The 21407-nt window shown below is 52.1% G+C and carries 13 protein-coding genes; 5 read left to right on the forward strand and 8 right to left on the reverse strand.

What is annotated here, in order from left to right:
- Positions 1-68 precede the first annotated feature (68 nt).
- Complete coding sequence (locus ACTJJS_RS26660; RefSeq protein WP_343746616.1) at positions 69-968, forward strand: DUF6892 domain-containing protein; 900 nt, start codon at positions 69-71, stop codon at positions 966-968.
- A gap of 15 nt (positions 969-983) precedes the next feature.
- On the opposite strand, the gene ACTJJS_RS26665 is transcribed toward ACTJJS_RS26660, so the two are convergent.
- Both ACTJJS_RS26665 and ACTJJS_RS26670 read right to left on the reverse strand, forming a co-directional pair.
- The gene (locus ACTJJS_RS26665) at positions 984-2000 is read right to left on the reverse strand and encodes a WG repeat-containing protein (RefSeq protein ID WP_440666406.1); all 1017 of its coding nucleotides are present in this window, start codon (positions 1998-2000) and stop codon (positions 984-986) included.
- A gap of 71 nt (positions 2001-2071) precedes the next feature.
- The gene (locus ACTJJS_RS26670; protein WP_440666407.1) at positions 2072-3784 is read right to left on the reverse strand and encodes an amidohydrolase family protein; all 1713 of its coding nucleotides are present in this window, start codon (positions 3782-3784) and stop codon (positions 2072-2074) included.
- A gap of 119 nt (positions 3785-3903) precedes the next feature.
- Here ACTJJS_RS26670 and ACTJJS_RS26675 point away from each other — a divergent pair, with 119 nt between their 5' ends.
- A complete protein-coding gene (locus ACTJJS_RS26675; protein ID WP_440666409.1) occupies positions 3904-4821 on the forward strand; it encodes a helix-turn-helix domain-containing protein in 918 nt (305 codons plus the stop codon).
- Between the two features lie 44 nt (positions 4822-4865).
- Here ACTJJS_RS26675 and ACTJJS_RS26680 read toward each other — a convergent pair whose 3' ends face one another.
- Entirely contained in the window at positions 4866-6104 is a 1239-nt protein-coding gene (locus ACTJJS_RS26680) for an amidohydrolase family protein (protein WP_440666411.1), read from the reverse strand.
- A 60-nt stretch (positions 6105-6164) separates the two neighbouring features.
- On the opposite strand from ACTJJS_RS26680, the gene ACTJJS_RS26685 reads away from it, so the two are divergent.
- The 3 genes from ACTJJS_RS26685 (at position 6165) to ACTJJS_RS26695 (ending at position 12082) form a co-directional block, all read left to right on the forward strand.
- Positions 6165-7052 carry a helix-turn-helix domain-containing protein gene (locus ACTJJS_RS26685; protein WP_440666413.1) on the forward strand — a complete coding sequence of 296 codons (888 nt, stop codon included), beginning with the start codon at positions 6165-6167 and terminating at the stop codon, positions 7050-7052.
- Between the two features lie 81 nt (positions 7053-7133).
- The gene (gene ahr / locus ACTJJS_RS26690; protein WP_440666415.1) at positions 7134-8144 is read left to right on the forward strand and encodes an NADPH-dependent aldehyde reductase Ahr; all 1011 of its coding nucleotides are present in this window, start codon (positions 7134-7136) and stop codon (positions 8142-8144) included.
- A gap of 68 nt (positions 8145-8212) precedes the next feature.
- Positions 8213-12082 (forward strand): PAS domain S-box protein, encoded by a 3870-nt coding sequence (locus ACTJJS_RS26695; RefSeq protein ID WP_440666417.1) that lies wholly within the window; start codon positions 8213-8215, stop codon positions 12080-12082.
- Positions 12083-12084: 2 nt separating this feature from the next.
- Here ACTJJS_RS26695 and ACTJJS_RS26700 read toward each other — a convergent pair whose 3' ends face one another.
- Genes ACTJJS_RS26700 through ACTJJS_RS26720 form a run of 5 tightly spaced genes read right to left on the reverse strand, consistent with a single transcriptional unit; the run spans position 12085 to position 21364 of the window.
- The gene (locus ACTJJS_RS26700; protein WP_440666419.1) at positions 12085-14337 is read right to left on the reverse strand and encodes a DUF4838 domain-containing protein; all 2253 of its coding nucleotides are present in this window, start codon (positions 14335-14337) and stop codon (positions 12085-12087) included.
- A gap of 20 nt (positions 14338-14357) precedes the next feature.
- Positions 14358-17231, reverse strand: a complete 2874-nt coding sequence (locus ACTJJS_RS26705) for a tetratricopeptide repeat protein (RefSeq protein ID WP_440666421.1) — start codon at positions 17229-17231, stop codon at positions 14358-14360.
- An 18-nt stretch (positions 17232-17249) separates the two neighbouring features.
- Positions 17250-18746, reverse strand: a complete 1497-nt coding sequence (locus tag ACTJJS_RS26710; protein ID WP_440666423.1) for a glycosyltransferase family 2 protein — start codon at positions 18744-18746, stop codon at positions 17250-17252.
- A gap of 23 nt (positions 18747-18769) precedes the next feature.
- The gene (locus ACTJJS_RS26715) at positions 18770-20212 is read right to left on the reverse strand and encodes a glycosyltransferase family 2 protein (RefSeq protein ID WP_440666424.1); all 1443 of its coding nucleotides are present in this window, start codon (positions 20210-20212) and stop codon (positions 18770-18772) included.
- 6 nt (positions 20213-20218) lie between these two features.
- Positions 20219-21364, reverse strand: coding sequence for a HEAT repeat domain-containing protein (locus ACTJJS_RS26720; RefSeq protein WP_440666426.1), 1146 nt, complete (start codon positions 21362-21364; stop codon positions 20219-20221).
- Positions 21365-21407 lie beyond the last annotated feature (43 nt).

The following is a 21407-nucleotide window of genomic DNA, read 5'->3' on the forward strand; positions in this document are numbered from 1 at the left end:
CTGGTATTGGCAGATGCGTTAAAATTGCGATATTTGTTCCCGTTTGTTAACAGGAACAAATATCATCTATGCAAATTACAATCACTGACGACCGCTTCGCACTGAACGGTACGGACCTGCGCTTTCCACTGGATATAGAACAGTTGAAATCCTTGTTGGGAGAAGCCCGGCATGTGTCCAAAAAATATAACCATATCTATACCTGGGATACGCTGGGAGCCTTGGCCTATGCTAAAGACGGCCGTAAGGTAGAAGGGCTCTCCATCGACTATATATCCGGTTTCCTGGATTTTTCTCCCGCATCAGTTTTTCTCGGCACCTTTACGATCAACGGGATGGACTATCGCGCTTACATTGATAAAAACATACAATCAGCGAGGAAGGTCAACAAATGGGATGAAGGCGGAACGCTGACCATTGGTGATTTGGATGTATGGATAGATATGGAAGACAAGCAGCTGAAGAGCATTGTTATCAGCCAGCACGAACCGCCGGCGCCCAAAGTCTACTCAGACAAATATAAATACCAGCCCATTGCAGGAGAAAAAATAGAGTTTAAGGACTTTAACTTCAAACTGGCCGTGATACAGGAGCTGATGTATAATAAAGAACTCCTGAAGCCTGCATTCGACCTGTATGATTTTGTGAAGAACTACGCCGGCCGGGAAATAGATGTTGAAGAAGAAGGCTACGAATTTATACCGGAGGTCACCGCTTATTTTGAAGCCCTGGAGATCGATAAAAAATATGCACCAGAGATCACCGAGATCTCGCAGGACGGCGGAGATGATATATACCTTCACCTGTTGCGGTTCTGGGATGGGGAAGATGATACCTTCAATATCCGGGATTTTGAAGATGTCAGACATTTCCCCAACCTGAAGCGGATGAATCTTTTTTATGCCGATAACCTTGCGGAAATACAGGTGCAACTGGCGGAAAAAGGTATCACGGTGGAATCCATTTAAATTCCGCTGTCAACGTTAGCGTTGCGCCCATTCCTTTAACCGTGCGTCTGCATCAAATTTAAAAGGAGCATCTGTATGTTCTTTCATGAAGGCCTTGCATTCATGGAGTTGGTCAATGATCCATTGCCGCATAGGCACCGGCACCTCAGCTGACCAGGGCCGGTATTGGTACTGTTTCCCGTCCTGGCTGACAATAAACTGCATGTTGTCTTCTTTACGTTGCTGCGTATAGCCTTGCACGGTATAATACGGAAAGCCCGGTGCAGGCTTTTCCGTTATTTCGAATTGAAGTAGGCGGTCTTTGCGGGGACCGTCTTCATAGTGGTTAACGAGGTTGATATCGTTGATGACATCCAGCTGTTGCAGGCTGTCGATGATTTTCTGCTCCAGGGCATTGTATTGGAACGGGTACGGGTAGTACCGGTCTGCATCTTTGTAATCCTTTGGGTGCCGCTGTGCGCCCGGGTTTACCCGTTCTCCTTTTTTGTTGATCAGATAGCTGACAGCTTTGTTGGATGTTGCTGATATATACCAATGCTCACCGCCTTGCTCATATTTTTTCTGCCATCCGCCTTCATATACCGTAGCATAACCATAGTTGAATGGCGACACGAAATCCCATTTTGCCGGAATTATCTTGTGGCCGCTTCTGTCTGCAAATCCAACCTTCCCATTCTCCACATAGCGGCGCAGCCCTTCTTCCCAGTAATCCGGGCCATTGTCGTACATCAGCGGGTAATAAAGGAATTTCCCTTTTCGGTCAAACACTTCTCCGCATGGCACTGCGGGCGACAGCTTCGGGGTTTTTACAGGCGTGGACACATCATAGAACTCTACCGTAGGGCCGGTAATGGCCTGGTCAAAGTCGTAGTTGATAATGCCGGAAAACTTAGCCGGGATGATAATCTTTCCCTGATCATTTTTTACGCCAACACGGGCGCTGTCGGCCGTCGGGAAGTAATACAGTTTATTCTGGGCACAAACAGTTATCGTTGCACATAACAGGCCGAGGGTCACAACACGCTTTCTCATTTTCTTTTACTGGTTTTTCAGCTGAAAAAATAAAGAAAAATGTGGACCCGGCCTTTTATTTTTTTATTTGGTTATTTAACAAAATATACTTTTTTTATTTTCTCTTTTTCCACCTGGTAAATAGCGGTGCCACCACGTGTGCCGTGGTCGTCTACAATATGCTCTTCGTCGATAACGTAGTTGCCTTCTGTAATTCGTTTCACAATACGGCAGTGCAACAAACGGGCGATGTCGAAAAAGAAATATGCCTTGCGTAAGTCTTCCTTTCCCTTGCGAAGCAGTTTGTCAGGGAAATTGAGCAGTTCCGCGTCTTCGGCATACGTCGAGAGGAAAGCCTCCATATTGCGGCTGTTATAGGCGTTGAGCTGCCGCTGCACCAGCGATGCAGACGTATGATGTATCACCGTGTCCGGGTCAATCACCTGTCCGTTCCGGATAACGCGGTGAATATGCTCCAGCTGATGAAGGTCGGCGATCGGATCACCATCCAGCAGCAGCATGTTGGCCGGTTGTCCGGCCGTGATATTGCCGGTATAACTGGCACGTTTCAGGATGGCGGCAGTATTGACAGTCGCCGACTGCAGCACCTGCCAGCTGCTCATCCCGCTTTGCTGCATTTGCAACAGCTCCGGCAACAGGCTGACAGCATGCAGCGTACCGATATTGCCGGCGTCTGTTCCGCTGACGATCGTCACCCCCGCATCACTGAGTTTTTTGAGGTTCAGTTGACTGATACGGTTGATGGCTGCTGTCTGGGGCGTATGTTCTGCTGCTTTTATTTGGTAGAGGCGCGCGATGGCGGTATCCGGCAGCTGTTTCAGGTCATAGAGGCTGCCAAGGGCAAACGGTTCAGCGTATGTCAGCTCGCGGGCTGTAAACACGCGCGACTGGTCAAACGTGTGCAGGTAGCCATCTTCCATTAACAGGGTAGGGCAAATCACTATCTTTTTCTTTTTGATCAGTGCCACAAAGGCGTCATCCAATACTTCATCTCCCACACTGTGTACGAGAAAATCTGCACCTGCTTCCGCCGCCAGCTGTGCGGCGGTCCGCTCGGTGGCATGCACGGCCACCCTGAGGCCATGAAGATGCGCCTGGTCAATGACTGCCTGCACAACGGGCAGGTAATCGGCTGCTTTGCCTCTGGGCCTGAACACCAGCTTGATAAGGTCCGGTTTGTAAGGTAATTGCTCCTCCACCAGCCTGCGGCCTTCTGTCGCGGTAGTGGCCCTTGCAAACGGTGCGTCGTCTTTCAGGCTGTCATATGCGGGATTGGCCGCCGTCGTGATAATGGGGCCGGCCATGTATACCTGTGGCGCTACGGCCCATTCTCCCATTTCTTTTCTCCGGTTGAGCAGGTGATAGGTGGTACCTACGTCAAAGACCGTGGTAATGCCATTTTGCACATAACGACGCAACTGCTGTTCAAGTCCCTTATGCACTTCTTTTATTTCCTCTTCATAGGGCCGGATTTTGCGCAGGTCGATAAAATCCGGCCGGGTATACAGTCCGCCGCTCTGAAAAAAATGTACATGCGCATCCGTTAGGCCGGGCATGAGGTATTTTCCGCCCGCATCAATGACCACTGCATTTTCAGGAGCTTTCCTTTTATGGACGGCGGTGATCAGGTTTTCTTTAAAAACCACGGTCATGCCGTGTTGGATGGTCTTCCTGGCCGGGTCAACCAGGCTCGCGTTGGTAATCCAGGTTTCCTGCTGCGCAAACACAGTCGTTAACGGCAGACAGGCTGTCAACATCAATATCAATATCGTGAATCGTTTCATAGAGCGCGAAAATATACGCTGCCCGGCGACGCGTCTATGCCAAAATGCTCAATTTTCCGTTGCTGTAAAAGTTTAACTTAAAGTGCTAACTTCATCATGACGATTTTTGTACAGGTCACATGTATTTCACCCGTTTACCAGATCATACGCAGCCTGGGTTTGATGAGGCCCTGCATTTTAATAAATTCAAGAAGCACAATATTATTTTCCATGCGGAGAGTAAACAAAGCCATTGCGACGACCATGTGGGCTGCCTCTCCATTAAAACCGTGCTGAGCGGGGAAGAGACCTATGGTGTTGATGGCCGGCAGATAATTATCCGTCCGGGCCAGTTTCTGCTGCTGAACAATGAACAGCGTTATTCCTGTCGCATTAGCAGTAACGAGAAAGTACGGAGCCTGTCTATCTTCTTTAAAAATGATTTTGCAGCATCGGTGTTATTTGATACGCTTCACAGCGACGAGCTATCGCTGGATTGTCCCGCCTCAGGCGGTGGCTGTGTGCCCGAATTTTTCCAGACGCTTCGTCCCATCACCCCGGATATGGCCAGGCAGTTGGCTGGTCTTGTCGGCCAGCTCGAAACAAACGGCTATAACGAGGCTATGACCGATGAGTACCTTGTTTTCCTGCTGCGTTACCTGATAGGGGCACATCAGCGGGACATAAGGGACACCGTACGCGTCAGCGCCGTGAAAGCCAGCACGCGGAAGGAAGTATACAGACGTTTATGCGTTGCCAGGGATGTACTGCATTCCTCTCACGGGGAGCCTATCGACCTGGGCGGTATCGGCGCGCTGGCAGGACTGTCTGTGCCGCAACTGGTCAGACAGTTCAAGGCGGTATTTCATACCACGCCTTATCAGTACCTGACAACTATCAGGCTTCAGCAGGCTGCCAGCCTGCTGCAACATTCAAATGAGCAGGTACAGGACATTGCCTGGAGATGCGGATTTGAAAATGCAGCGGCATTCAGCCGGGCGTTTAAAGCCGCCTACGGGATGCAGCCTACGCGCTTCAGAGGCAGGCCAATATCATGATAAAAAAGCAATGGCTGTCTTTTCTGAGAGACAGCCATTGCTTTTTATTTTTGGTCAGATGCCTTTGCATCATAGATCACCTTTCCTTTTCGGATGGTATAGGCTATCGCCGCGAAGTTCCTGACGTCCGCATGAGGATCGGCTTTCAGCAGTACCAGGTCCGCATCCAGCCCTTTGGCTATGCGCCCGGACTGTTCCGCCATGCCAAAGCGTTTGGCCGGGGCGGTGGTCAGCGAGGTCAGTATCTGGTCGAAAGTGAGGCCTGCAGCGCCGAGAAAACGAAATTCATCTTCTGTGCTGAAATCTGATATATAACCTACGTCCGTACCGAACAGGATCTCGCCGCCCCCTTTGGCAAACACGCCAATCTGTTCTATCGCAGTTTTCACGAGTTTGTGTTCTTCCGGGTTGGGTACTTTGTTCCTTTCCAGTTCCCATTTGTACAGTTTCAGGGTGGGGATAACGGCCACATGATGCTGCCGTAACATATCCACGTCCGCCTGTTTCCACGCTACATAGCCATCCGGCGACACATGGGCCAATATGTCCACGCCACCGGCGACGGCTACACGCATTCCGGTATCAGAGGTAGGGTGCGCGAATACCGGCTTGTGGTACTGGTGCGCGGTAGTAGTGGCTGCTTTTATGATATCAACCGGCATCGCCACTATCTTGTTGTCGCCTATTGGGGAGGCAGACCATATTTTAATAGCATCAGCGCCGGCATCGAGCTGCTTTTTAACGTAAGCCACAGCGTCCTCGGGCGTACTGATTTCGGGCAGCTTGATAGGGCGTACATAAAAAGGACTGCCATTAGGTGGCACAAACGGTTCGCCGGCACTTAGAATAGCAGGCCCGTCCACTTCGCCAGACCGTACCCGGTCCCGCAAGGCACGCAGATTACGGAAGTTGAGCGTGGCCAGGTCAAATGCATGGGTAAACCCATGACTGGTCAGCATTTCAGTCAGCTGCGCGGTGAGCTGCGCCGCAGGCAGACTGTCGGCATGTTCCCACACCGGGCTCATAAAATGCACATGCGAATTCCAGAAGCCTGCCAGTAACACCAGCCCTTTGCCGTCTACGACACGCAAGTTGGCCGGTACTTTCACCCGCTGCTGGTCACCCACGGCGACGATCTTTCCGTTTTTGATGAGCACCACACCATGTTCAATAGGCGGCGCTCCCGGTGACGGATATACGCGGGCGCCTACAACGGCCAGATCAGACTGCGCATGGGCAGCCAGGAAAAAACAAGAGAACAACGCTAAGAGATACGTTTTCATATGGAAGAGTTGTGCATTTAAGGTACGTTTTTATTCTTTGATTTTCTTAATTTTGAAGTCATGGGAAGAAAGGAAACGATAGCGGCATTTTATGACGACAGAGGCATCATAGGAGAGGGAAGCCGCTTGTTTAATGTATTTGAAAACGGCGACCACTGTACTGTACCTCATATCTACAACCGGCGCGATTATTATAAAGTTTCCCTTCTGCAGGGGCAGTCCCGCCTGAGCTGGCATGACCGGGAGACATTGATCGACCGCCCGGCCCTGGTATTTTTTAATCCGCATACGCCCTTTGGCTGGGAACCGGTGTCCATTGAACAACCCGGCTTTTTCTGTATGTTTCAGCAAGCATTCCTGCAAAACGGGGAACGGAATGAAAGTATGCAGCAGGCGCCGCTCTTCAAACCCGGCAGCAGTCCGGTGTTTTTCCTGGATGCAGTGCAGGAAAAACGCATCACGGGCATCTTTCAGCACATGCTGGAAGAAATGCAGTCAGACTATCTTTATAAATATGACCTGTTGCGCAACTATCTCCAGCTGCTGGTACATGAAGCATTGAAGATAACACCCCATACCATCAGTATCCGTCAGCAGAATGCAGCGGAACGCATTACGGCCAATTTTTTCGAGCGCATGGAGCGTGAGTTCCCGATAGATTCCCCAGGGCGGCAACTGGCGCTACGCGCTGCCGGCGACTATGCCCAGGCCCTGGCGGTACATGTCAATCATCTGAACCACGCGGTGCGGGAAGTGACCGGCAAATCAACGTCCACGCATATTGCTGACCGGATATTACAGGAAGCGAAAGCGCTGTTACGCCATACCGATTGGCCGGTGGCCACTATCGCCAACTGTCTTGGATTTGAATCCCCTAACTACTTCTCTGGTTTCTTTAAAAAACAAACAGGTCACGCTCCCAGGCACGTGCGTGCGCACGCCCTTTGATTTTTATACTTTTTCCATTGATAAGATGAACTTTCATGCCCGTCTGCCCGATAATTTTACGGTCTGAAAAATTCTTATTGTATGACGAAAGTTAGCGGCTACGCAGCCAAAGCGCCTCACGGAAGGCTGGAAAGATATGAATATGAACTGCCTGAGATCGGTGCTGAACAGGTGGATATCAAAGTGGCTTATTGCGGGCTCTGTCACTCAGACCTGAGCATGATCAATAATGACTGGGGTGTTTCACGTTATCCGCTGGTGCCGGGGCATGAAGTGGTGGGAGAAGTAATTCGCACCGGCAGCCATGTGAAAGGCTTACGGGTAGGCGATAAAGTGGGCCTTAGCTGGTTCTCGGAATCGTGCATGCATTGCCATCATTGTCAGGAAGGTAATCAGCAATTGTGCGCCGAGGCAGAACAGATGTTGATAGACCGCCCCGGAGGATTTGCGGATATCGTGCGGGGCCACCGGTCATGGGTGATCCCGTTGCCTAAAGATATTGATATGGCCAAAGCCGGTCCGCTGCTCTGTGCGGGGCTCACTGTCTTTAACCCGTTGCTGTTGGAAGGCGTGAAACCCACAGACAGGGTAGGCGTGATCGGTATCGGTGGTCTCGGGCACCTGGCGTTGCGCATCCTGCAACATTGGGGCTGCGAGGTGGTTGCCTTTAGTTCTAATCCCTCCAAGTACGACGAAATCCGCAGCATGGGCGCCACCCGCGTGATCGATTCCACAGATGCTGCCGCACTGAAAAGTGTGCAGGGACAACTGGATTTTATATTGAGCACCGTGAACGTGCCGCTGGAATGGAATGTATTCCTGAGTTGCCTCGCACCCAAAGGAAAACTGCATATGGTGGGCATCACACAGGAGCCCATCGCCGTTCCTGTTTTTGATATGATCGCCGGACAGAAATCTGTTGCAGGAAGCCCTGGCGGCGGACCGGCAACGATCCGGAAAATGCTCGATTTCTGCGTGCGCCACAACATCTATCCCATAGTAGAGGAGTATCCTATGGAACAGGTGAACGAAGCCATCCGCCACCTGGAAGCAGGCAAGGCACGCTACCGGATTGTGTTGAAAAACAGTTGATTGAACAGAAAAGGAAGTGGTGAATGTGTTTAGTTTTCGTAAATTGACAGCACTATTAACCACATGCTATGTTAAACCAGTCGGCTTCTGCGCGCACGGAGGAAATGGAATATTTCCGCAAGTTTTTTCTATTGTCCAATGATCTGTTCTGTCTGGTAGGCAGCGGCGGCACCTTTGATTTGGTGAACCCCGCCTTCTCAAAGGTGCTGGGCTGGAAACCAGAGGAAATACTGGGCCGCCCGGTGTTTGATATCATTCATCCGGAAGATGCCGACAGTTCAGCGGAACAACTGAAAGGCCTGAACGAAGGCATCAATACGGTCAACTTTGTCAACCGTATGCGTAAGACAAACGGTGAATATGTATGGCTGCAGTGGATGGCTTCTCCCGAAATGGCGAACGGCAATATCTTCGCCGTAGGCAGGGACATCACACAGGAGATCCAGCGGGAACGCCAGTTGCAGGAAAGCGAACACCAGTTCAGGGTGTTTTTTAATAACTCCAGGGGTATGATGTGTATGCATAACCTCGAAGGAAAACTGCTGGCGGTAAACCGCGCGAGCGCTGAAAGCCTGGGTTACCAGCCGGAAGAAATCATCGGCGGTACGCTCTGGGATATCGTCCCCGCTGCATTTGCGGAAGGCGTGTATGAATATCTCGAGGCCATCAAAAAAGAAAAACAGGTCAGCGGTATCATGCATACACGCCATCGCGATGGCAGCATACGCATTTGGCTGTACAACAACGTGCTTGAATACTCTATCGACGGAAACCCTTACGTGATAGCTAACGCGCTGGATATAACGTTGAGGCATGCACTGGAAAAAGACCTGAAGCTGACCACCCAGATGCTGGAACAGACCAATAGCGTGGCCAGGATCGGCTTCTGGCAGTTTGATGTCATGAAACAACTGCCTTACTGGTCGGATGTGACCCGCCATATTCATGAAGTAGATGACGATTTTGTGCCAACGCTGGAAGGCGCCCTCCACTTCTATAAAGGCGCCAACCGTACCGCAATGGAGGAGGTGGTAAACAGAGGAATAGAATTTCATGAGCCGTGGGACATTGAACTGGAGATCGTTACGGCTAAAGGCAGAAATATCTGGGTACGCTCTATCGGCAGCCCTGAAATCAGAGATGGCAAATGCATCCGCCTGTACGGCACATTCCAGGACATCGACCGGCAGAAGCGGCTGGAAGAAGAAATACAGCGGTCACGCAAACTGTTGGAAGACGTTCTGCAGTCCGCCATCGATGTCAGTATCATTGCTACGGCGCTGGATGGCACTATCACCCTGTTCAATAAAGGCGCGGAAAATCTCCTGGGCTATACTGCCCGGGAGATTGTCGGTAAACAAACACCGGCCACGTTTCACGAACCGGCTGAATTGTCCGAAAGGGCCGCGGCGCAGCGCGTCGCCCCCATGGAAATATTTGCAGTGGCGGCTGCCCGGCATCGGCAAACAGCTCAGCAGGAATGGACTTACATACGGAAAGATGGTTCTGCTGTAAACGTGTCCCTCGTCATATCGGCCATCTATAACATGGACAACGAACTGACAGGGTATCTGCACATCGCCACCGATATTACCGACCGCAAGAAAGCGGAACAACTGCTGCTCGATGAAAAATCAAAGCTCTCTGCTTTTGTGGAACATACCCCTGCGGCGGTGGTAATGCTGGACAAAAGACTGCGGATCATCGCCTGTAGCAACGCATGGGAAGAAGACAACCAGCTGAAAGGCCAGGCGCTTTACGGGAAAACCGTCTATGAACTGTTGCCCAACATACCGGAAGGTTTCAAACAGATCTACCGTGATACGGTTGCCGGCAAAACACACAAAAACGGGGAATTCATCTGGCGGCCGCCGGAATGGAAACATGACCAGCATCTGCGCTGGGAGATAAGACCATGGTTTAATCATGATGGCGGCGTAGGAGGGATTACCATTCTGACGGAAGATGTGACCGCCATCGCGCTGCACCAGGAAGAGCTGCGGCAGGCCAAACTGCTGGCGGAACAGGCGAGTGTGGCCAAATCTGAGTTCCTGGCCAATATGAGCCACGAAATCAGGACCCCGTTGAATGGTATCATCGGCTTTACCGATCTCGTACTGAAAACACAGCTCAATGATGTACAACACCAGTACCTGTCTATTGTAAACCAAAGTGCCGGCACCCTGCTGAACATTATCAACGATATCCTGGATTTTTCGAAGATAGAAGCCGGTAAACTGGAACTGGACGTGCAGAAGCTCGACATCTTCGAAGTGAGCGGCCAGGTAAGCGATATGGTGAAGTTCCAGGCGCAAAGCAAAGGCCTCGAAATGATTTATGATATATCCGCTGAGCTGCCCCGGTTCATCTGGACCGACCAGCTGCGGCTGAAACAGATATTGGTCAACCTGCTCTCCAACGCGGTCAAGTTTACGGAAAAAGGCGAAGTAGGCCTGAAGGTATATCCCGTTTCGCCGGCTGATACGGCCTACCGCCGCACCATCCGGTTCGAGGTGTCCGACACTGGTATCGGTATCCGGAAGGAGCGCCAGGAAAAAATCTTTGAAGCATTCTCCCAGGAAGATATCTCCATCACCAAAAGATATGGTGGTACGGGCCTTGGCCTCACCATCTCCAACAAACTGCTGGCATTGATGAACAGCCGGTTGCAACTACAGAGCGAACCGGGAAAGGGAAGCACTTTCTTTTTCGAAATAACGGCGGAAACAGCCGATGGCCCGCCCATGACATGGCAGCATATTGAAGCGGTGAAAAAAGTACTGGTGACAGATGATAATGAACATAACCGCACTATCCTGCAACAGATGCTGCTGCTGAAAGGTATTGAGACAGACATGGCCAAAAGCGGCTTTGAAGCCTTGCAGCTGCTGATGGAAGGCCGCACTTACGACGCTGTATTGATGGACTACCACATGCCGGTCATGGATGGACTGGAAACGCTTCGTAAAATGCGGAAGATGGCCGACCAGCTGGGCACCTGGACCCCCGTGGTACTGTTGTACAGTTCTTCAGATGATGAAACGGTACAACGGGTTTGTGAAGAACTGAAAGTGGAACAACGGCTGGTGAAGCCGGTCAAAATGCAGGACCTGTACAATGCGTTGGCGCATCTGTCCATGAAGAACACGGACCAGGACGGCTCCGGAGAATCCGTGCAGCAAAAGCGGAAGCCGGACCGCGCTTCTTTAAAGGTATTGCTGGCGGAAGACAATAATGTCAATATGCTCCTGATTAAAACCATTATCTCCCGTTCGATACCCACTTCCACCATCATAGAAGCCAGGACCGGCCAGGAAGCGGTATCGCTCTACGCCGGTGAACAGCCCGACCTCATATTTATGGATATTCAAATGCCGGAGATGAACGGATACGATGCCACCCGCCGTATCCGGGAGCTGTTTCCGGAAAAACATACGCCGGTGATAGCACTGACCGCCGGCAATACCAAAGGTGAACGCGAACGATGCCACGCCGCCGGCATGGACGACTTTCTGTCGAAACCTTTTGTGGAAGACGAAATCCTGGAGCTGGTCAATAAATGGGTGAGCAGTGACGACAATGCCACGCCGCAACCGGCGGACATCCATCCGTTAGACCTCTCCGTACTGATGGGCTACCTCGGCAGTGACAACGATCAGGACCCGCTGCTCCGCGAAACGCTCTCTCTGTTGCTGGACGACTGTAAATCGGTCAGACAGGAACTGGCCGAAAAAGACATGACGCAGCATCCGAAAAGGATAGGAGAGATATGCCACAGTATGCGAAGCGTAACTACCTACGCCGGTTTGAGCGGACTGGAAAAAGCTATCCGGGACACCGAAAATAACGGCCCTGCAGCGGAGCAGTTGCAGGTACTGGCAACAGAACTGGATAAAGCCATTATAGCAGTTCAGCTGGCACTGAACAAGTTACCCTGATATTATTGTACATAAATTTCATCACAGCAGATGGCGGGGCGCTTGCTTTCAGGTGCTTCCCGCCACACGGGAATATTCGTTGGACAAACACCGGTGATCCGGATGTAGCGTACAGCCTTCCCCGTTAGTTTGAAGGACACCGGTGTGTTTTTGATATCATAATCTTCGCCCTGCAATGGTGTAACGGCCTGTTCCCCTACGTCCGTGAAATGGGTGTTATCTTCTGATACAGCAATACTTACGCGGGACGGATTAAAAATATAATGACGGGCGTCCTGGAGAAAATGCATAAACACCGTATTGACCGGTTTGGCGGTGCCAAGGTCTATCACGGCAACAAGGTCTTTACCATACAGGTACAGCCAGTTGAGGCTGAAGTCCCTGCCGCCTTCCAGTCCGTCGGTGAGCGTTTGTGCGCCTTTGCCGGGGAACTCCGGGGCCGGCGGGTTCACCAGCGATACCGGTGCCCTGAAAGCCAGGCTGCTGATCCATTTGCGGGCCAGGAGACTATCCCATTCCTGTTGGTAGCCGTCGGGGCTCACGCCGCCTTCGGCCAATGTAGTAACACCTGCTGCTTTACAGGCGGCGGTAAATTTCCGTACTCTTTCCGGCCAGCGCGGATTAACCGCATATTCTTTGCCCTTGGCTTCGAGGTAGCCGTGCGGTTCGGTGCCGAAAAAACGAGACTGTTGCAGAACAGTATATTCCAGTGGTAACCGTGCCGTATACACTCGTTTTAACAATTCAGGCTGTGTTTCCACGGCCGCTTCGGCCTTGTCGAGCAGTTTGCTGTAAGTGTCAATAGCCAGCGGCGAAAGGTAGTCGCGGTGGTGGTTGACCGGGTTGCCGTAAATATCAAGCGGGGCTTTGGTTTGTTTGAGCGTGTTCTCCAGCGCGTCCAGGTAGTGCCGCATGTTTTTGCCGGCTTTGCCATAGTACCCCTGTAAAAAATCATCCTGTAATTTATCAACAGCTGTCTTGGGGTCCCAGAGGTATTTGGCTTGTACGTAGGCGTTGAATTCCGCCATGTCGCTGTGCGTGTCGCCGCTACCTTGTGAGAATACGCCGCTTACTTTGTGGCCCGACAGGTATTGCAGGTTGGGCTGCAGGTTGGCGTAGTCCGGGAAAGGCGCCAGGTAGTTGGTGAACTGGGTGGTATAATCCCAGACAAAGAGACGTGATGTGACCGTGCCCCAGGCATCCAGGTTTTTGCGGAAAGCAGCAGCTGAAGGAATGGTGCTTAGTGGCTCCTGTCGCAGCGCATCTATGGAGCTGAGCATGATGATCACATTGGCGGCCGGCTTGGTACGTTGCGGCGGCTTAGAGGAATACAGATACGACAGCGTGGTGAATTGCCGCTCCGGGAACTGCGCTGCCACCTTGTTCACGAAACGTATCAGCGACCCGGAGGGACCGCCTTCTTCGTCGTCTGCTTTGCGGCAAAGGTCGCAGGTGCAGTAGCCGCCCCCATCTTCCTGTGAAACGGACCAGTACATGGCGTCCGGGTTTTCTTTAATGGCCTGCCGCAATGAATCCACCACCAAACGTAATACGTTTTCGTTGCTGAGGCACAGCTGTGTAGGCTGCCGGATGCCTTTCACCAGGGCGAAGTATTCCGGATGGGAGGAGAACCAGGCGCGGGGCGGCACCAGCTTAAAGAAAGAGTGGCCCCACAGGCCCCAGAGGTCTTCAAAGCGGTGCAGCTTGTGCCATTCGAGGTATTCATTGTCAAACGCAGCAGGGTAGTAGGTTTCACGGTAGATGAAAGCCGGCTCCTGCAGGTCATGTAATTGTGCCGGCACGCGTACGTCTTTAACTTTGGGCACGGTGGCGGGAGCCTGACTGTATTTGCGGCAGCCGAAGTATTGTTCCAGCAGTGTATATACGCCATAGACCACGCCTTTGCCGCTGCCGCCGATCACATACACATCGCGTGAATCGGTGGCCAGCATAAACCCTTCGGGCTTTATTTTCCCGGTATTGATATTAGCCGCATGATCGGTGTGGCCGATAAATATAGCAGGCTGGTTTTTGTCTTTTAAGGTATTTTCTTTGACGATGTTCAGGCTGGCGCCGGACATCCTTTTTACATAGTCTTTCAGCACGTCAGCGGCATGCTGGTCGTTCTTGCCCGCATCAGCGGGCAATACGATCACGTAGTTGCTTTTACCGCCCGATACCAACGCGATATCGCCGCCGGTAAGGGATTGGCAGCCGTAACCGAACAACGTCATAATGTAAAGTAGGTATGTCATCTTCCTGCGCATAAATTTGGTTAGAATTTTCGTTGTACCGTTACAAAGATATCATACTGGTTCTGAAAAATGGTGGGGCTGATCTTTTGGTTGATCCAGGTGCCGTACAACCCCAGTGTAGTGCGGTACCGGATGGTTTTCTGGTAACCGGCGCCTACGCTGCGGGTAAGCAGCCCTGCCAGTTGCGGGAACTGCACCAGCCGGCTGCGGTCATCAGGAGAGGTGCCCAAACCTGCCACCAGCAGCAGATAATCCTGATCACGGTTCATATAGTACCGGGTGGTAAGATTGAAGGAGGTATAAAAATGCGGCTGGTCACTGATGAAGTAGGCGCGAAGGTTCACATAGAAATCGTTGAACCGGTTAGCCACCGATACCACGCCGGAGTATACGTTGGAAGTGTCTGCCTTCAGGTAACGTCCGCCCAGCTCCGCTTCTATGCTTTTTCCAAAAGTATGGAAGAGTGAGTACGCCAGCCGGGCGGTAGGGAACACGTCTGAATTGGCATAACTGGCAAGGGCATACGAATAATTGCGACGGTTATGGGTGTAGTACAATTCTGCTTCGCCCATCACGCCGGTGCCTTCTGCCCGTCCGCCGTAGTTCAGCCTCGCGGCATAGCTGCCGCGCTTCATAAAATGGCGGTATTCCGCGGTGGCAATGTTGTACCAGCGACTGGTGCCATAGTCATAACTGGAGCGCAGGAAGAAGAGCCCGAATTGGTTTTTGAGCGTTTTGCTGCGCAGGTAGTCGGCGTAATCCGTATGTGCCGTGGTGTTGCTGTACCGTAACAGGGAATCTGCTGCCAGCGAAGCGGCGCTATAGTCTTTTTTATTCTCCAGGGTAACGACCCGTTTTTCAAGGAACGCCGCGTTGTCCGGATAATAGCGGAGCCCCTGGTCTGCGTATACCAGTGCGCTGTCATAGTCGCCTTTCCCGTTGTACAGGTTGATGGTATACAGCAATGCAGCAGAGTCTTTCCGGTTGATGGCCAGCACCTGGCGGAAAGTTTGCAGCGCGCTGTCGGGCTGTTGACGGCGCTGTGCGGTGGTGCCGGCGGCAAGCAGATTGTCCGTATAGGCGTTACGGTATTTTACGGTAAAAGGGTATTGCTGCCGCAGGCTGTCGAGGATGGCGCCGGCAGCTGCGTACTGATGTTGCGTGCTAAGGATGCCGGCTTTCTTAAATAACAGCTCCCGGTTATGCGGATCTTGTTGCAATGCCTGGTCCAGCCGTGCCAGTGCGCTGTCCGGCTGTTGCATGGCGCTTTCTGCGTTGATCAGGTATTGCAGCGCCTCGGGCTGGCCGGGCTGTAAGGCCAGTACCGCCTGGAACTGCCTTTTGGCTTGTTCATATTCTTCGTTCTGCATCAGTATTCTGCCGGCGCTGAGATGGATGTCCTGTAGCAGGGATGAGTATTGCGCGTTGACCGGATACTGCTGCAACAGGGATTCCATAATAGCGGTGGCCTGGTCGTACTGGCCCATATCGGCCAGTATGTTGGCTTTTTTCAACAGGAAACGTGCATTGCCGGGATGCTGTTGTAAGGCTTGGTCCAGGACTGTTACCGCCTGCGCGGGTTTTTTCTGCAGCAGGTAGGTATTGGCCAGCAGGTCCGGCGCGGCGGTATCGGCAGGCGTGGTGCGGAGGGCATTTTCGAATGCCGTGAGCGCTTCCGGGTATTGTTGTTGTACGAGGTATTCGCGGCCGCTGGCAAGATAGAGCCGGCCGAGGCGTTCACGTTCGGCGGCGTTGCCAGGTTGCCGCTGTAGCAGCTTTTCAGAGATCATGGCGGCCTCTGTGTACTTGCGGTCGCTCTCCAGCATGTCTGCCTTCAGGCCCAGCAGCCGGGCGTCATCAGGATGGCTTTTCAGGCCAAGGTTGATCCAGTTGAGCGCTTCGCGGTAGGAGCCGCGGGACACGCTCAGGCCGATCAGCTTCTGCAGGGCGTCCTGGTTGCCGGGATTTTTTTCGAGTATGCTGGCATACAGCGCGTATGGGTCGGTGTTGGTATAATAGGCGGCAGCTTCCATGCGTAAAGGCACCTGCTGGCTGCGGGCCTTGGTGTCTCCCGGAAAACGTTTGATGATATTTTCAAGGAGACTGATAGCTTCAGGATAACGGTGCAACTCGTGCAGCATCTCCAGTTTGGCCATCAGCAGATCATAGGAGTTGGGATGGGTGGCCAGTTCGGCTTCTATCCGTTCCAGGGCGGCGCTGTAGTTATTGTTGCGTATGTCCATGCCCGTTAGTGCCTGCCTGGCTTCCTGGTTGGATGGGTCGGTCATCAGTGCCTTTTCGTAGTTGTCACGGGCGAGGTTGTTGTAATTATTTTTACGGAAGTAGCTGCCTGCCAGCAGGAAATGGCCTGTCACGGCCTTCTGCACGGTGGTGTCGGCGCCATACCTGTCCAGCAGGGTATTGGCGTAATTGCTGCCCTGGTAGAATTTGCGGGCTTCGTCCATGACACCTAGTTTTTTCAGCATAAATTCCCGGTCGCCGTTGAAATAACCCAGCGCCATATCTGCATAACATTCGGCTTCCTCGTATTGTTTTTGGGCCAGTTCAATATTGATGGCATAGAGGTAGGCATCGCGGTAGCGGGGCGCGGTGGTCAGCACCTGCCGGATATATTTGCGGGCGCTGTCATTTTGCCCGGTGAGTTGATAGAGCCTGCCCAGCAGCAGCTGCTGGTCCACAAAATCGGGCTGCAGGTCCAGCGCCTGCCGGGAAAGACGGATGGCTTCCGGATACTGCCTGGCCCGCATGGCTTTTACGGCGTCGTCATAAACCGGCTCGGCGGCCCGGCCTTTGTTTTTGTTTTGTGCCATGCCCGGCAGAACAGCTGCGGTAGCGGTTATCAGTAAAACATATTTCAACACGGATGTCCTCATCTATAGAAAAAATTTGTACTAAGCGTTTGCGGTTTTCTTTTTGCCAAAGCCCTGTCGCTGCATATTGCCCCAGGAGTGTTTTTTGCCGGTCAGGAAATAATAATATCCTCTCAGGGCGAAAAAGACGATCAGCGGGTGATAAAACAAAGGCTCCAGGAAAGCCATCAGGGCCAGTCCTATCACTTCCCGCCAGGTTTTATAATAATGATAGGTCATATGGTCCCACCAGATGGCCAGCGTAGTGATCATCACAGAATACAGGTATACAAAAGACAATAATACCAGGGCATAATGCCAGTTGATCTGGCCGGTAATGATCAGGTAGATATAAAACAGGATACCAGTGAACTCAATGATGGGCGCTAAGAATTCGAAAAGGAGGTTATAGGGAAGCACCACCAGCCCCAGTTGTTTGTACCGCGGATGAAACAGCACCCTGCGGTGCATAGTGATGATCTCGGCAAGGCCGCGGCCCCAGCGGGTACGCTGCCGGCTGAAGACTTTCAGGGTGGGAGGCCCTTCTGTCCAGCATTGCGAGGTGGGTATATAACGGATGGCGTATTTCAGCTTGTTGTCGATCATGTACGTACACATACGGGTAACGATGTCCATATCTTCTGCGAACGACTGGCTGTCATAGCCACCGGCTTTGATGGCTATTTCCTTGTCAAACAGCCCGAGGCCGCCGGACACGTTGGGTACGCAGTTGATAAGGCTCCAGCCCATTTTGCCGAGTACGTAGGCGCGGATATACTCCATCTCCTGGAAGCGCGGCAGCCATTGACGTGGCGGCCTTACCCGGGTGATCACGCCTTCGTCCACCTCGCAGGAATTGGCCAGCCGCAGCGTGGCGCCGGTGGCAATTACCCGCACGCTGTCTTCCTCGAAATGCACGTAACCACATTCGGGACAGGGCTCGCCTATGGCCTTGACCCGCTGGTGCTCTTCGTCCATAAAAGGTTTGATCAAACGTAACAGGGTATCTTTCTCCAGGATACTGTCTACATCGGTACAGAGAAAATAATTATAGGCGGCGGCATTGATACCGGCATTGGACGCATCCGCCTTGCTTTTACCATTTACTTTATCGATGACAAGCAGCTTGTCGTAAACATTATTGACCGACTTAAAGACACGTTTGACAGGCTGGGACTTGATCCGCTCGTTATAGGCGAAGTCCACTTCCTGTAACTCAAATTCGCTGATCAGTTTCTCCAATGTGTCATCAGTACTGCCATCATTGATGATGATCACTTCATATTTGGGATACACCAGCGTGAGCAGCGAGCGTACGTTGGAGATGATGGTCACGCCTTCGTTGTAGGCCGGCGCAATAACGGAGATGCCGGGCGCCAGCGGGGAGTCCAGCATTTTCGTATAGTCGACATAGCTGGTCGTACGCTGGAAACGCCGGATGCCCCGCAACGACAGCAAGGCGAGCAAGGCATACATCAGCAGCATCACGCAGCCGAAAACAAATACGAAGCCTTCATAGAAATTTTTGAACCATTCCACTATATCGATAATTTAAAATCTGATCATTGGGCAGCTGCCTGCTGCTTGAAACCACGACGCTGCATATTGCCCCAGCTGCTCTTTTTCCCGGTAAGGAAATAGAAATATCCCCGTAAAGAAAAAAACACGATCAGCGGATGATAGATAAACATTTCCATCAGCGGTGTGGCACAGAGATATATCACTTCCCGCCAGCTCTTGTAGTACCGGAAGGTAAGCTGGTCCCACAGGATGGCGAGCGTGGTGATCATTACGGAATAAGTATATATAAATAACAGCAGCAACAGCGCTGTGGGCCAGTTGATAAGCCCCAGTATGGCGCCGGTGAGATAAAACACGATACCAACAGCTTCTACTAAAGGCGCCAGCAATTCAAAAAAGAAGTTGTAGGGGAAGATGACCATGCCCATACGGCCGTAACGCGGGTTAAGGAACATGCTGAAGTGAGCATGCATCAGCTGGGCAAGCCCTCTGGCCCAACGGGTACGCTGCCTCCCGAAAATGCGGACGGTCACCGGCGCTTCCGTCCAGCAGAGCGTACGGGGCACATACCGGATGGCGTAGTCGATCTTGTTGTCACTGGCGTAGCGGCACATGCGGGTCATCAGCTCCATGTCTTCCCCGAAAGAACTGAAGTCGTACCCGCCGCTGCGGATGGCCACCTCCTTGTCAAACAGCCCGAGGCCGCCGGAGACGTTAGGGACGCAGTTGACCAGGCTCCAGCCCATTTTGCCCAACACAAAGGCGCGGATATATTCCACTTCCTGGAAGCGGGGCAGCAGCTGCCGCGGCGGCCGCATCCTGGTCATTACGCCCTGGTCAAATTCGCAGGAGTTGGCAATACGCAAGGTGGCGCCGGTGGCGATCACCCGCTTATGTGGTTCCTGCATCACCGGCTTGATCAGCTCCATTAATGTATGTTCGTGCAGGATACAGTCTACATCGGTACACACAAAATAATCGTAGGAAGCGGCATTGATGCCGGCGTTAACAGCATCGGCCTTGCTTTTACCGTTTACCTTGTCGATAATGGTCAGCAGGGCATAAGCCGGATTAGTGGATTTATAAATTTTGCGCACCGGCTGCGTAGGGATCTTGACGTTATAGGCGAAATCCACCGCCACCAGCTCAAAGGCTTCGATCAGTTGCTCCAGGCTGTTGTCGGTACTGCCATCATTGATAACGATGATTTCATAACGGGGATAGACCAACGTCATCAGGGAGCGGACATTGTATATAATGGTCAATCCCTCGTTATAAGCGGGTGCCAGCACGGTGATGCCCGGCGCCAGCGGCGATTTGAGCAATATGTCCACCTGTTGCGATTCCCCCTTTTTGGCATAGGCGCGGACGGCGATGATGGAAAACAGCGCCAGCAGGGCATAGGTGCCCAGCAGCACTGCTCCGTAAATAAAGGTGCCGGTCTCAAATATGTCCCTAAGCATTTCCCAGAATGTACTGTCCATCAACGACTAAAATTTGATTAATGGGTTCATGCAATGTTTCAGGATGAGTTTATTCTCCCTGGTGGCGGTATCCACCAGTTCCTGGATAAGGCTGCCGGCAGCCCATTGGTTATTGATCAGCGATTTGGCCGCATGTTTACGGATTTCGAAATCAGAAGAATGCAGAAACTCCTGCCGTAGGAATTCTACCTGTCTGCCGCTGCTGATACGTCCGAAGGCTTTCAGTATTTCAACACGGCAGTGATGAGGCTGGCTGTCGTACATGCTCATCAGTTTGTCTTCCACACTTTCAATTCTCAGTTTACCAAGACAGTTGATGGCATTGGCCCGCAGGTAATGGTCGCGGGTGTCCAGCAGTTTTACGACGGCAGGTACGGCGCTCAGCTGCTGGTAATGCTCTACCAGCTTAAGACAGAAAGAAATAATGCTTTTATTGGAGGAGTAGGTGATCCATTGGGCGAAATTGGGAATCGATATCCGGTCGGTGGTGGAGATAATACGGAACAGCTCCACCTGGTCCCATAGCAGCAACGGTTCCGTGGCTACGTCGAAAAACTTGAAAGGCTCGTTTTTGCTCAGTTTGATGTAGGCATGCCGGGCGGTGGCGCGTAACTCACGGTTACGGCTATTAGTTAGCGGTAGAATGATCACATCGGCAATGGGGATGTCCATGTTGGTCAGTTCGCCCAGTGCCTGGATTTTGTGGTTCCAGTGACTGGATTTCAGCTTTTTCAGGGAGTCTTTGTCCAGTCCCAGTTGTATGTACAGGCTGCGCAGCTGGTTGCCCATGGCGCCCTGCACGTTGTCGCGGTATTGCATGAGCCGCTGGATCAACACCTGCCGCGCCCATTTTTTTTCAAAAACGGGTTTGTCAAAAACCTCTATCGGCACAGCTGTCTCCACCGCTTCATCAGTGTACAGCGCCTCGTTCATCAGGATATGTTCGGTGAGCAGATCATCGATCATCGGATGGAGGGCGGCCAGTTTTTTCTCCCGCCGGTAGCTCCGGTAGCGGTTCAGCAGGATGGAAATATAGGCGATGGCCGTCATCGACACCGCTACGGCAGTGAAGACGACCGCAATCTGTATCACGAGCGGGGCATACCGGAACTGGTCTATAGTAGCCGAAATAAATGCCGGAATGGTTTTCATGGTCGCAGGAAATGGTCAGTAAAATAACGTGTGGACAAGGAAA

Source organism: Chitinophaga sp. 22308, assembly GCF_052045305.1.
Taxonomy (GTDB): Bacteria; Bacteroidota; Bacteroidia; order Chitinophagales; family Chitinophagaceae; genus Chitinophaga; species Chitinophaga varians_A.